Annotated in this window: 12 protein-coding genes; 11 read left to right on the forward strand and 1 reads right to left on the reverse strand. The window is 29.7% G+C overall.

All coding sequences use genetic code 11. The features are described 5' to 3' along the window. The first annotated feature begins 3 nt into the window (after positions 1–3). Complete coding sequence (locus tag D2A34_RS05585; protein WP_119365989.1) at positions 4–1,695, forward strand: ComEC/Rec2 family competence protein; 1,692 nt, start codon at positions 4–6, stop codon at positions 1,693–1,695. A gap of 364 nt (positions 1,696–2,059) precedes the next feature. Further along, complete coding sequence (holA, locus tag D2A34_RS05590) at positions 2,060–3,094, forward strand: DNA polymerase III subunit delta (protein ID WP_119365990.1); 1,035 nt, start codon at positions 2,060–2,062, stop codon at positions 3,092–3,094. A 57-nt stretch (positions 3,095–3,151) separates the two neighbouring features. Here holA and rpsT read toward each other — a convergent pair whose 3' ends face one another. Beyond that, the gene (gene rpsT / locus D2A34_RS05595; RefSeq protein ID WP_079439276.1) at positions 3,152–3,415 is read right to left on the reverse strand and encodes a 30S ribosomal protein S20; all 264 of its coding nucleotides are present in this window, start codon (positions 3,413–3,415) and stop codon (positions 3,152–3,154) included. A gap of 172 nt (positions 3,416–3,587) precedes the next feature. Here rpsT and gpr point away from each other — a divergent pair, with 172 nt between their 5' ends. From gpr to dnaK, 9 genes are all read left to right on the forward strand, one after another. Then, positions 3,588–4,571 carry a GPR endopeptidase gene (gene gpr, locus D2A34_RS05600; RefSeq protein ID WP_079439275.1) on the forward strand — a complete coding sequence of 328 codons (984 nt, stop codon included), beginning with the start codon at positions 3,588–3,590 and terminating at the stop codon, positions 4,569–4,571. A 172-nt stretch (positions 4,572–4,743) separates the two neighbouring features. Then, positions 4,744–5,841, forward strand: a complete 1,098-nt coding sequence (locus D2A34_RS05605; protein ID WP_119365991.1) for a stage II sporulation protein P — start codon at positions 4,744–4,746, stop codon at positions 5,839–5,841. Positions 5,842–6,079: 238 nt separating this feature from the next. After that, entirely contained in the window at positions 6,080–6,409 is a 330-nt protein-coding gene (locus D2A34_RS05610) for a hypothetical protein (RefSeq protein ID WP_079439273.1), read from the forward strand. Positions 6,410–6,575: 166 nt separating this feature from the next. Further along, complete coding sequence (gene lepA, locus D2A34_RS05615; RefSeq protein WP_079439331.1) at positions 6,576–8,381, forward strand: translation elongation factor 4; 1,806 nt, start codon at positions 6,576–6,578, stop codon at positions 8,379–8,381. A gap of 178 nt (positions 8,382–8,559) precedes the next feature. After that, a complete protein-coding gene (locus D2A34_RS05620; protein WP_079439272.1) occupies positions 8,560–9,003 on the forward strand; it encodes a hypothetical protein in 444 nt (147 codons plus the stop codon). A 771-nt stretch (positions 9,004–9,774) separates the two neighbouring features. Then, on the forward strand, positions 9,775–10,902 hold the full coding sequence (gene hemW, locus D2A34_RS05625) for a radical SAM family heme chaperone HemW (RefSeq protein ID WP_119365992.1): 1,128 nt from the start codon (positions 9,775–9,777) through the stop codon (positions 10,900–10,902). A 252-nt stretch (positions 10,903–11,154) separates the two neighbouring features. After that, positions 11,155–12,183, forward strand: coding sequence for a heat-inducible transcriptional repressor HrcA (gene hrcA, locus D2A34_RS05630; protein ID WP_079439270.1), 1,029 nt, complete (start codon positions 11,155–11,157; stop codon positions 12,181–12,183). Between the two features lie 36 nt (positions 12,184–12,219). Continuing rightward, entirely contained in the window at positions 12,220–12,837 is a 618-nt protein-coding gene (grpE, locus tag D2A34_RS05635) for a nucleotide exchange factor GrpE (protein WP_079439269.1), read from the forward strand. Between the two features lie 84 nt (positions 12,838–12,921). Beyond that, positions 12,922–14,775 carry a molecular chaperone DnaK gene (gene dnaK, locus D2A34_RS05640; RefSeq protein ID WP_119365993.1) on the forward strand — a complete coding sequence of 618 codons (1,854 nt, stop codon included), beginning with the start codon at positions 12,922–12,924 and terminating at the stop codon, positions 14,773–14,775. Positions 14,776–14,782 lie beyond the last annotated feature (7 nt).

Consider the following 14,782-nt stretch of genomic DNA (forward strand, 5'->3'; position numbering starts at 1 on the left):
TTAATGTTATATAAAAGGATAGAAGAAGTAGGGAATCCATTAGTATATGTTTTTTTATCCCTAGCTATTAGTTGTATTTATTACGGAATAAGTGATAATTTTAAAGGGCTCGCTATATTTATAGTGGCCCTCTTTTTTCTTTGTGTATTCTATTATTGTGGATTTGCTTTTACTATTGTTATAGTACTTCTTTTTGGGATAGGGATTTTTATCAATATTTCTTATTATAATATGGAAGATGAGATTAATGGGGAAGTACGAATAGCGAAAGTAAGTAATTATGGTATTACAGGAACATATGAAGGGAAAAATATCATATTAAAAACTGATAAAAAGGATTTAGAGGTTGGACAAAGGTACAAAGTAATTGGAAAAATCGAAAATGATCAAGATAAATATAACGGAATAGTTGGATTAGTAAAAATACAAAGTATTAGCAAAGTTGACGGAGATTTTATTACTAAGCTATGCGATATTAAAAGAAAAATATATATGACACTTGAAGAAAACTTAGGAAGAAGAAAAGCAGGATTAATAGCATCTATAGCTTTTGGATACTGTGATTATTTAGATCCTGAGGATAAGGAAGATATGAAAAACTTTGGAGTTATACATAGTATTAGTGTTTCAGGATTGCATGTGGCTATAGTATATGGATTCTTAAGGACTTTTATGGGAAGTAAGATGGGACTTATGCTTTCAATCATATATGTTGTATTTACAGGAAGTAACTACTCTAGTATAAGAGCCTTTGTCATGCTTGCATGCGTAGAGGGCGGAAATATTCTAAAAAGAAATAATAATTCGATTTCAGCATTATGCCTATCTGCTGCAATTTTAGTAATTATTGAGCCATATAGCATTTTTAGCATATCTTTTCATTTATCATATCTGGCAACCTTAGGAATAATTATGTTTAATAATAACTTAAATGATAGGTTATATAAACTCAATTCTAGATTAAGGCAGCCATTAAGTCTTACTTTAAGTGCTCAGATTTTCACTCTGCCATACTTAATCTTAATATTTAAGGATTTTTCTGCTAATTTCATAGTTGGAAATATGTTATTGGTGCCATTTGTAGATTTAATGGTCATTAGTGGTAATATATTGGCTCTTTCCTATGTAATTCCACAATTATTTGATTTTTGCAGTTATATAAATTTAAATATAATAAAGGCATTCGATTGGACTTTAGATAAAATTGATAATTTTTCACTGCCGATACTTTATGGAAATGAGTATGTGGTATTTTTCTATCTATTTTTATTACTTAGTTTTTATTTAGTGAAAAAAGGTCATAAAGAATTTGTGTATCTGCCTCTCATATCGATTTTTGTGATAGGAATTCAATTATATAGTCCAATTCCGAGTATTGCTTATTATAAAGAGGGAGCTATTTTGATTAGCTATATGGGGGAAAGAATTTTAATAGCTAATAAAAATCAAATTGATATAAAGAGACTAGCCAATATTACACTTGCAACAAAATATTATAGGCAGGGAAAGTATGCAACTATTAATGGGATATGTAATATCAAATTAGAAGGAAAGGATTATATCTTAGAAACACCTAAAGAAAAATATTTACTAAGGGTCGTAAGTAATAAGAATGAATTCAAAGATTATGATATAATAAATTTTGATAAGAAAATAAATAATAGAATATTTATAATAAATGGAACTGTTATATAGATAAATAAACTAAAACTTAGAATTGTGGGGTGACTCACCGAAATAAGTAATATATTGTGTTTCGGTTTCTAGGAATTTTTATGGATGATTCTACGACTAGAGGTTGCACCCACAATGCTTGTCTCAACGACAGGCGTTGAACAAGCGTTGTGGAACAACCTCTAGTCAAGAATAATTACCATAAGAATTCCAATGAAACACTGCAAACAATATGTTACTTATTTCTGGCAGAGTGATACACTCAAAGTTAATAAGTATAGATAGTTATTCTAACTATAAATCAAATATATAATTTGGGTATCTATATACAGAGTCTAGGTTATAATTGACTTACATAAATTTGCTATAAGAAAGGAAATTAGAATTGATTACTTATGAAGTTTATGAACAAGAGATCCAAAAAGGAAATGTGAAAAAGGGGTATGTATTTTGTGGATTAGATGAAGAACTTATAAAAGATGGTATAAACTTAATTATTAAAAGAGAAGTAGCTGAAGAAGTTAAGGAGCTTAATTTAATTAAAATTGATGGCATGAATACAAGTTTTGATGATATTATGAATGCTTGTGAAACTATGCCTTTTATGGGAGAGAAGAAAGTAGTTATTGTTTACAGAGCAAGTTTTTTACAGGATAAAAGTGACTCTTCAGGTACTAAAATATATAACAATATTAAAGATTATGTATTAAATTTGCCGCCGTATACAATATTGATAATGTATTATTTGCTAAGTGATAAAAGAGATAGACCTAATAAGAATAAGAAATTAACTACATTAGGGAAGACGTTACCTATTGTTCATTGTGATAAATTAAAAAAAGATAAGTATTTAAAAAAGGTTTCTGATATATTTAAGGAGAAGGGTAAGCAGATTGGAAGAGTTGAGCTATCTTACTTTTGCGAAAAAGTACCTAATAATTTTGACATTATTAAAAGAGAAGCTGATAAACTTATATCATATTGTGATAGCAGAGAAATAAAAAAAGAGGACATTAATTTACTAATTTCGAATTCAAATGAGGATGATATTTTTGATTTAGTAGAGTTAATAGCTATAAAGAAAGTGGATAAAGCAATTGATATAATGAAAGAAATATTATATAAATCAGATCAACATATGTTAATAATAAGTGCAATACAAAAACACTTTTTGAGATTGTATGAAATGAAATGTAAACTTATTAAGGGAAAAAAAGTAGAGGATTTTATGGTAGAATACAGACTACCGCAATTTGTGTGTGAAAAATTAGTAACACAGACAAATAGGTTTACGGAAAAGCAACTAGCAGAATTAATTAGGCTTTGTGTGAAAACAGAAACAAAATTGAAATCTACAGGTATAGATAAAAGTATGGAAATGGAATTTCTTCTAATAAATACATTAACAGTGAAAAAATAATATCTGTTTTAAATTAGGACATAAAAATAACCCATCTAGCTTAGATGGGTTTTAAGATTATGCCATAGCGTTTAACTTAGCAGCTAATCTTGATTTCTTTCTAGCAGCCGCATTCTTATGAACAACTCCCTTAGTAGTAGCCATATCTAATGACTTAACAACTGATGGAAATAAAGCTTTAGCTTCTTCATTATTCTTAGCTTCTACAGCAACTTCAAATTTCTTTATAGTAGTCTTTAAAGCAGACTTAACCATTCTGTTCTTTAAAGTCTTAGTTTCAGTAACTTTAATTCTTTTCTTTGCTGATTTTATATTTGCCATTCTTAATTCACCCCCTTAAATTTTTATAGGGTCTCTGCAGTTTTTGGGGAAATCTGCGTACGAGTTCATATTCAACAAACCTTATTATAGCATCAGAACTTATGTAATTCAAGTATTAAATTTAAAGAAAAAGGAAAAATAATACTGACTATATTTATAATGAGGTGTTAATATGATAAATGTTAGAACAGACCTTGTACTTGAAGCAAGAGAAATTTATAAAGAAAACCATAAAAATGAAGCAGATATAGATGGTATCGAGGTTATCGAGGAAAGTGAAAAGGATATTAGAGTAACTACTGTAAAAGTGAAAAATGAGGAAGGTGCTCAAAAGATTGGAAAACCAAAAGGAAATTATATAACCATAGATATACCAGATTTTACGGCATATGATGGAGAAACCATGGATAGAGTTTCAGAGGTGTTAGCTGAAGTTTTAGGAAGATTAATTGAGATCAATGTTGATAAGAGTATACTAATTGTAGGACTTGGAAATTGGCAGGTAACTCCAGATGCCTTAGGTCCGAAGGTTACTGAGAAAATAATGGTGACAAGACATCTCCAATCAGTAATGCCAGATGCTATTGATGATTCTGTTAGACCAGTGTGTTCAATAGCACCAGGAGTTTTGGGGATAACAGGAATTGAAACTGTGGAAATAATTAGGGGCGTTGTGGAAAAGATTAAGCCAGATTTAGTAATATGTATAGATGCATTAGCAGCAAGAAGGATTGAAAGAGTAAATACAACAATTCAAATAGGAGACACAGGGATATCACCAGGTGCTGGAGTTGGAAATAATAGAAAACAGATAAGTGAAGAGAATTTAGGAGTTAAGGTTATAGCTATAGGAGTTCCAACAGTTGTTGATGCAGTTACAATTGCTAATGATACGATTGATTTAGTCGTAGATTCATTAATAAGTAATTCGTCAAGTGGAAATGACTTTTATAAAATGCTAAAATCTCTTGATAAGAATGAAAAAGAAAAACTTATTAAAGAAGTGATATCTTCAAAATCTAATATTGATATGATAGTTACACCAAAGGATGTTGATTTAGTTATTAACTCATTATCCAAAATAATTGCTAATGGAATAAATATGGCGGTACAGCCTAACATGGATATGGAGGAAATTAATAAATTTATGGGTTAATTTAATTTTATTATTTTTACCTGAAATATTTAAGAAGATCAGAGCTGTTTTAAGATGATTTATAATTGTTTTAAAACAGCTCTATTATTGTCTGTAAAACATAATAACATAAATTAGAATAATTATGTAAATTCCATAATATAAATATAAAAGAGTACAAGGGGGGATTAAAGTGATGTATATGAGCAGAGGAGGAAAAAAAGGTGACATTAATAGGAGGATAAAAATAAAACCCAATATTAACATAGGCTTAATAGTACTCATTTTATTAATAGGGATATTATTTATAAGATTGGGTAATGTTTTAAAAAACAATAGAGAAAGAGGGGCATTTGCTTATGTTCAATTACTAAACTTAGGAATGCCAATAATAGAAGCCCAAGCCTATGATGAGGGAACATATGCTGAAAATAGAATTTCACTAAAAAGTGTATGCCTCCAGGTATTAGGATTAAACAATATTAGCTATATGGGTATAATAAAAAATGAAGTTAGCTTTTTTAATAATCTTGGTGATAATAAAAGTAGTAATTTAAGTTTGTCATTTAATCCATTCCAGGTAAGTGAGGATAGTATATTAAAATCACCACAGAATGGGGATAAACAAAATGTGCAAATTGGTGATAGTAAAAACACACAAATTTATAATCCAAGTTTGAAAAAAGAATTAAATAAGTCAAAGCCAGAAGTATTAATATATCATAGCCATACTACTGAAAACTATAATGCATCAGAACCTGATAGCTTGAATGAAGATACTAATGTAGTTGGCGTTGGAGATGTTCTTACTCATGAACTTGAAGAAAACTATGGAATATCAGTAATTCATGATAAAACTGATCACTGCATTTCCTATAATGATAGTTACACAAGATCAGGAGAAACGGTAGATAAATATTTAAAAGAATATGGAGATTTTAAAATGATTATAGATTTGCACAGAGATTCAATCGAGGACAAATCTATTACAACAACTGAAGTATACGGTATGAGCGCTTCTAAGATAATGTTTGTAAATGCTAAAAACAGTACAAGATATGAAAAGAATAAAGAGCTTACGGATAAAGTATTTAATAAAACAGCTGAACTATTTCCAACTCTACCTACGAAGATATTAACATATAATAGAGGAAAAAATGCATTTAATCAAAGTAAGAGTGATGGATGTTTATTGTTTGAAATAGGATCACATACTAATACTCCAGATGAATCAAAAGTAACTGCAGAATGCATGGCACGTGTAATTGCAGAAATCCTAAATAAAAAATAGAAGTTCATACAAATACCACAACCAAAAAGAGAGGCATGTTTATTTCGTAGACATATCTCTCTTTTCTTCGTTTGTATATTTGCTTAGGCATAATTAAACTTGAATATATATTTTCCGCCCATAAGTAATATATAGAATGTATGTATCTAGACGATTTGTATAATACCTATTAAAAGTGGTAAGAATTTAGATAAAGATTAAATAACTTTAAATTGTTACTTGAAAAGGGTGTATTATATTGAAGAATATTTTTAAGAGTTATGCATTGAGAAGAGCGTTGCCTGTGTTTGTTGTATTATTTTTTGTTTTACTTGGAATTATAAAAATAGATATTATTAATACTAAAGCATTATCTCCTCTTGGGAATACAAGTGAAAACTATAAACTTGTAAGTGAAGAGTTTGGAGAGGATTTTTCGAATTTTATCAAGGATAACTCGTTTTTAAAGATTTATGAAGAATCAGAAAAAGATGTTTTGGTCAGACTGGGTAATAGTGAATTTAAAATAAGTAATGAATCTAGTTATATAAGAAAGATTCAGGAAATTATTGCTAAGATAAAATTTTAATATTCATTATATATTTAGTTTCATCCGATAGGAAATTGAGTTTTAGTTTTATATGTCAGTTTAAATTTTTAATAGCTATTTTAAATGGATGTATGTTATAATTTAGCTGATTTAATTATAACGGGGGTGAAAAGACTGTTTTTAGCTGATAAAGACAGTTATGCGTATGAAAAGTGAAAGACAAAAACATATCAGGAATTTTTCAATAGTAGCACATATTGATCATGGTAAGTCAACCCTTGCAGATAGATTGCTTGAAACTACCGGAACCTTGACAAAAAGGGAAATGGAAGAACAAGTTCTAGATAATATGGAGATAGAAAAAGAAAGAGGAATAACAATAAAGTCTCAAGCAGCGAGACTTGTATATAGAAGAGATAACGGTGAAGAATATATCCTTAATTTAATTGATACTCCAGGACATGTAGATTTTAATTATGAAGTTTCAAGAAGTCTAGCCGCTTGTGAAGGGGCTATATTGGTAGTTGATGCAACCCAAGGAATTCAAGCTCAAACTTTAGCTAACTGCTATTTAGCACTAGATAATGATTTAGAAATAGCACCAGTAATTAATAAAATAGATTTGCCATCTGCAAGACCAGAAGAGATAAAAAAAGAAATTGAAGATGTAATAGGAATAGATGCAGAAGATGCACCTATGATATCTGCTAAAACAGGACTTAACATAGGTGATGTATTAGAATATGTTGTTGAACACATACCTTCACCAGATGGGGATGAAGAAGCACCTTTAAAGGCATTAATTTTTGATTCATATTATGATAGCTATAAGGGCGTTGTATGTATAGTTAGAGTAATGGACGGAAAAGTGAAAATTGGAACTAAAATTAAATTAATGGCTACTAATAAATTCTATGAGGTTACTGAAGTTGGGGTATTTACTCCAGGAGTGCTTACAATTCCTGAATTAAGTGCTGGTGATGTTGGATATATAACCGCATCAATTAAAAATGTTAGAGATGCTAGAGTTGGAGATACTATAACGGAAGCTAATAGACCAACAGATAAAGCACTTAAAGGTTATAAACCTGCAATACCTATGGTATATTCAGGAATATTTCCAGTTGATGGAGCAAAATATGATGAATTAAGAGAAGCACTAGAAAAATTACAAATAAATGATGCAGCATTAAACTTTGAACCAGAAACATCTATTGCATTAGGATTTGGATTTAGATGTGGATTCTTAGGATTATTACATATGGAAATAATTCAAGAGAGAGTTGAAAGAGAGTTCAATCTGGACATAATAACTACTGCACCATCAGTTATATATAAAGTAATCAAAACAGATGGTGAAATATTAGAAATAACAAATCCAACAAACCTACCACCTTTAACTGAAGTAGATTATATGGAAGAACCTGTGGTTAGGGCATCTATAATTACTCCAAAGGATTATGTTGGAGCAGTTATGGACTTATGCCAAGACAGAAGAGGAATATATATTGATATGGAATTCATAGAGGAAACTAGAGCAGTTGTAAAATATGATATTCCACTAAATGAAATAATATATGACTTCTTTGATACTCTAAAATCTAGAACTAAAGGATATGCATCTTTAGATTATGAATTTAAAGGATATATTAGAACTAAGTTAGTTAAGTTAGATATATTATTAAATGGAGATATAGTTGATGCATTATCAATGATAGTGCCAGAAGAAAGGGCATATCATAAAGGTAGAGGAATAACTGAGAAATTAAAAGAAGCAATTCCAAGACAAATGTTTGAAGTACCAATTCAAGCAGCAATTGGAGCTAAGATTATAGCAAGAGAAACTGTAAAGGCTATGAGAAAAGATGTGTTAGCTAAATGTTATGGTGGAGATATTTCAAGAAAGAAGAAATTGCTTGAAAAGCAAAAAGAAGGAAAGAAGAGAATGAGGCAGGTTGGATCTGTTGAAGTTCCTCAAGAAGCATTTATGGCTATATTAAAAGTAGATTAAAATATACTGAATTTAGTATTTTAAACGTATTTGTGAAGATATTGACCTAGTTTTCAAAAATTAAGATTAAAATAATAATATATGTTAAAGAAAATTATATTATTTTTAAGGAATTATTTGTATAATATTAATTAAGTATTACTCAAATAATTGTTTGTTGAAATCTAGGAGGGTTTTTATGTTTTTAAATGAATTAAGTAAAAATGAAGGAATTGCATTTATGCAGTTAGTAAAGAGTCTAGCAAATTCTGATAATACATTTGCAAAAGAAGAGAAGAATCTTTATTCTGATTATTTACAAGAGTTAGATATAAAGGAAAATGAAGTGCCAGATGATTCGGATTTAAATTCTATATACAGTACATTAAAAGATTCTTCTGAAAGAAACAGAAATATTATTTATTTTGAATTAATAGGGCTTGCACTTATTGATGGGGAATATGATGAAAATGAAGTGAAACTTTTAGAAGAAATAGGTGAACGTTTAGAAATAAAGCGTAATAAAAGAATATCTTTTGCTAATTATTTCTATAATTTTGTAGATGTATATAGCTTCTCAGTTGTTGATGCAGAAAGTAAGATTGCATTACTAAAGGAAGAAGCAGAAAAATTATTAGCCTAATTAAAGGTATTGCTAAGAATCCGAAATATAAAAATACTTGCAGTATGATGAAAATTTAAGATTACTGCCAAACAACCGAACAGGAATATATGTGTTTACTCCGGTTCTTAGAAGATTTTGCTGGGTTATTCTAAGATTATAAGTTGCATCCAAAGTGCTTGCTTCAAAGACTACGCTTTTGAACAAGCGCATTTGGAACAACTTATAATCTAGAATAACAGCCAGCAAAATCTTCTTATGAACACTCCGTAAAAACATATATTCCCGTTCTTTGTTTAGTAGTAAGTTTAAAATAAGAATATATTAATGCAAGTATTTTTATATTTCTCGAGTTAGCAATACCAATACCTTTATTCAAGGATATTTACTATCTTTTATAACGTATATATCCTTTATAATACATCAAATATATAATATTTAGGCAAGTATATGCGAAATACTTAATGCGAGCAGCAAAACAAAGAAATAGAATACATATATGTGAAGCAGGCATAAAAAAATGAGCAGCTGGGGTATCTTAATGGAAAGTTGTTCCGCTTTGAAGTGAGAGTCCAAATCTTGCATTTGGATACTCGAACTTCCTCAGCGAACGAATGTGAGTCGAGTTTCCTCGTCACAGGAAACGCAGAAGTGGTGCAACTTTCCATTTAGATATACCTTGCGAAATTTTTTGTAGTCCTGCGGAACATATATGTATTCTATTTCGGTTGTTCATTGCTTCACTTTAAGTTCTTCGCAGTACCTTTAAATAAAGAATTGGAGGGAAGTTTGATGAAAGAAATATCTTTATATATACATATTCCATTTTGTAAACAAAAATGCTTATATTGTGATTTTCCATCTTATTCTGGGAAAGAAATATTAATGAGTGAATATGTAGATGCATTAAATAAAGAAATATTACTGAAGGCACAAGATTATTATATAAGCAGCATATTCATTGGAGGAGGTACTCCATCTTATTTAACTAATGATAATTTGAAAAGCTTATTAGAAGTTATAAATACATTACATTTAAAAGAAGACGTGGAATTTACTATTGAATGTAATCCTGGAACGTTAAATAAAAATAATTTGGATATAATGAAAAAGTTTAATGTAAATAGAATAAGCATGGGGTTGCAATCTACTAAAGACTCTATTTTAAAAGAAATTGGGAGAATACATAGTTACGAAGAATTTAAAAATAATTATTTATTAGCTCGAAGTGTTGGGTTTAATAACATAAATGTAGATTTAATGTTTGGATTACCGAATCAAACTATTGGACAGTGGAAAGACTCTTTAGAGGATATAGCAAAGCTTAACCCAGAGCATATTTCTGCTTATAGTTTAATAATTGAGGAAGGAACTTGTTTTTATAATCTATATGAAAAAGATAAATTAAATTTACCAGGAGAAGAAAATGAGAGAGAGATGTATTCGACTGCAAAAGAAATTCTAAGCAAATATGATTATCATCAATATGAGATATCTAACTTTGCAAAAGATGGGAAGGAATGTTTTCATAATAAAGTCTATTGGATGTGCAATGAATACGTAGGCATAGGAGTTTCGGCTAGTTCGTTTATAAATAATTCAAGAACTAAAAATATAGATAGCATAGAGGAATATATAGAAAAAATAAATAACAATGAGAATATAATTGAAGAATGCTATGAAAATAGTATAGAGGATAGTATGGAAGAATTTATGTTTATGGGGTTAAGAATGATTGACGGAGTAGATACACTTAAATTCAAAAAACGATTTAATAAAGATATTAATGAAGTTTATGGTGAGATAATTGAAAAAAATATAAAAAAAGAATTATTAGTTTGGAATTCGGAAAAACTATTTTTATCGCCTAAAGGTATTGAATTATCTAATTATGTCATGAGTGATTTCATATTAAAGTAGAGAAATATTATTACAAAATGATTTATTCAAGTACAGAGATTAGGATTCATAACAAATATAAACTGGATTGCATAGATAATTAAAGTAAATAGGAGAAAAAGCGAGATAAATTGGCTAAATTGAATTATTATTAGCTATATATAGCTATAATAATTATAAATAGAATTGACAAAAAACATCATAAATAATATATTAAAAACATAGTCATTAGCACTCAAGCTTAATGAGTGCTAACAAAAAAGAGGTGAGGTTATGAGTATTGATGACAGAAAGATAAAAATACTTCAAGCTATTATCAATGACTATATTCGTACAGGAGATCCTGTAGGGTCAAGAACGATTGCTAAAAACTATAATTTAGGTATTGGTTCTGCAACCATAAGGAACGAGATGGCTGACCTTGAAGATATGGGATACTTAGAACAACCTCATGCTTCTGCAGGAAGAATTCCTTCTAGTAAGGGATACAGATTATATGTTGATAGGCTTATGGATAACCAAAGGCTGACAGTAGAAGAGGACTTGAAAATTAAGCAATATATAATTGATTCTGCAATGCTTGAAGTAGATAAAATAGTAAGGCAAACTAGTGCTTTATTATCTGAACTTACTAAGTTAACTTGTGTAATTGAAACACCATCAGTTAAAAAGAGTTTTATTAAATCAATTCAGCTTTTTAAAGTTGATGAGCATAATTTAGTATCAATCTTCTTAACAGATACAGGGCTTATAAAAAATCACATAATGAAATTAAATGGCAAAGTTCCAGAAGTAGAAACTTTAATTAGAATAAATCAAGTTATAAATAATAGATTGGTAAATCTTTCAATACAAGAAATTAATCTGGAAGTAATTAATAATTTGAAAAAAGATTTAGGAGAATATGAAGAAATATTTAATGCGCTTTTACCGGTTTTATATGAGACATTAAATACGTCTGACTCCACAGAAGTGTTTATGGAAGGAACAACAAATATCTTTAATTATCCTGAGTATAATGATATTCATAAGGCTAAGGAAATGTTATCTTTGCTGAATGATAAAGAATCTTTAATGGAGTTATTTAATCCACAGGATAATATTACAGTTAGTATAGGTGATGAAAATTATAAACCACAAGTTAAAGATTGTAGTATAATATCTGCTGAATATTCTTTTAATGACAGACCAATCGGAAAAATTGGATTGATTGGACCTAGAAGGATTAATTATTCAAAAGTAATAGCAATTATGGCTGAAGTCATAAAGGAACTTAATAATATTTTAAGTAATCCAAAATAGATGAAAACTTGTAGAGAAGAGGTGTGTTTTAGGTATATGGAGGAAAATAAAGATATGAAAAACGAAGAGTTAGTAAATGATGAAACAATAGTGGAAGATAGTGAAACGTCGCAAAACCAAGATCACAATGTGGTAGAAAATAATAATGCGAGCGAAGAAGCTTCTGAAAATATAGAAGCAGCAGAGGAAGATCAAGAAGATTTAACAAAAAATCAAGAAGAGGAAAATAAGAAATTGAGAGAAGAATTAGATACTACAAAAGACAGGCTTCTAAGATTAACAGCTGAATATGATAATTATAGAAAAAGAACTATTAAAGAAAAAGAAGGAATATATAGTGATGCATATGTAGATGTGTTAAAAGAAATTATTCCTATTCTTGATAATTTAGAGAGAGCTATTGCAGCTGATGGAAATATAGATGACTTGAAAAAAGGAATTGAAATGACAATAAAGGGCTGCAAGGATTCATTTGTAAAACTTGGAGTTGAAGAAATAGATGCTACAGGTGAATTTGATCCTAACCTTCACAATGCAGTAATGCATATTGAAGATGAAAATTTAGGTAAGAATGTGGTAGCAGAAGTTTTCCAAAAGGGATACAAAAAAGACGATAAGATAATAAGACATACAATGGTTAAGGTAGCTAATTAATATCAAATTACTTAAAATATATAAAAATTTAATTGAAAAATTCAATTTAAAATAAACTAATAAAGTTTTAGGAGGAAAAATATCATGGCAAAGATTATAGGAATAGATTTAGGAACTACAAATTCATGTGTAGCAGTTATGGAAGGTGGAGAACCAACAGTTATAGCAAACTCAGAAGGTGCTAGAACTACTCCTTCAGTAGTATCATTCCAAGCAAATGGAGAAAGATTAGTAGGTCAAGTAGCTAAAAGACAAGCAATTACTAATCCAGATAAAACAGTTATCTCGATTAAAAGACATATGGGAACAGGATATAAAGTTGATATAGATGGAAAACAATATTCACCACAAGAAATTTCTGCTATGGTTTTACAAAAAATAAAAGCTGACGCGGAAAGCTATTTAGGTGAAACAGTAACTCAAGCAGTTATTACTGTACCAGCTTACTTTAATGATAGTCAAAGACAAGCAACTAAAGATGCAGGTAAGATTGCAGGACTTGAAGTATTAAGAATAATCAACGAACCAACAGCAGCATCATTAGCTTATGGTTTAGATAAAACAGATTCAGCTCACAAAATCCTAGTTTATGACTTAGGTGGTGGTACTTTCGACGTATCTATTCTAGATCTTGGAGATGGAGTATTTGAAGTATTATCAACTAATGGTGATACAAAGCTTGGTGGAGATGACTTTGATGAGAAGATAATGAAATATATTGCAGATGAGTTTAAAGCTTCAAACGGAATTGATTTAATGCAAGATAAAATGGCAGTTCAAAGATTAAAGGAAGCTTCTGAAAAAGCTAAAATTGAATTATCAGCATCTCAACAAACAAACATAAACTTACCGTTTATTACTGCTGATGCAACAGGTCCAAAGCATATAGATTTAACATTAAGCAGAGCTAAATTTAATGAAATCACTCATGACCTAGTTGAAAGAAGTATTGAACCTATGAGAAAAGCATTAGCTGATGCTAAGCTTTCATTAAATGATATAGATAAAATAATATTAGTTGGTGGATCAACAAGAATTCCAGCAGTAGTAGAAGCTGTTAAGAACTTTACAGGAAAAGAACCATCTAAGGGAGTTAACCCAGATGAATGTGTTGCAGTTGGTGCAGCTATTCAAGCAGGTGTATTAACTGGTGAAGTTAAAGACGTAGTATTACTTGATGTTACTCCATTAACACTAGGAATTGAAACAGCAGGTGGAATAGCTACTCCATTAATTGAAAGAAACACAACTATTCCTACAAAGAAGAGTCAAGTGTTCTCAACTGCTGCAGATAACCAAACATCAGTTGAAATAAATGTAGTTCAAGGTGAAAGACAAATGGCTATGGATAACAAGTCACTTGGACAATTCACATTATCAGGAATAGCTCCAGCACCAAGAGGAATTCCTCAAATAGAAGTTACATTTGATATAGATGCTAATGGTATTGTTAAAGTATCTGCATTAGATAAAGGAACTGGTAAAGAAGCAAATATCACAATTACTGCATCAACTAACTTAAGTGATGACGAGGTAGAAAAAGCTGTAAAAGAAGCAGAAAAATTTGCTGAAGAAGATAAGAAGAGAAAAGAAAAAGTTGAAGTTGTAAACAATGCAGATCAAACTATATACCAAATAGAAAAAACATTAAATGAAGTTGGAGATAAAGCTACTGAAGATGAAAAAGAAGCAGTAAGAGCTAAGATTGAAGACTTAAAGAAAATTAAAGATGGAGAAGATGTTGAAGCGATTAAAGCTGCAATTGAAGCAGTAAACCAATCATTCTATCCAATAGCTACAAAGATGTACCAACAAGCTGGTGGAGCTGAAGGAGCAGGATTTGATCCAAATGCAGCAGCTGGAGGAGCAGGAGCTCAAAGCGCACCACATGATGAGAATGTAGTAGATGCTGATTTTAAAGTAGATGAAGATAAATAATATATAA

The sequence above is a fragment of the Clostridium chromiireducens genome, assembly GCF_003575225.1.
GTDB lineage: Bacteria > Bacillota > Clostridia > Clostridiales > Clostridiaceae > Clostridium > Clostridium chromiireducens.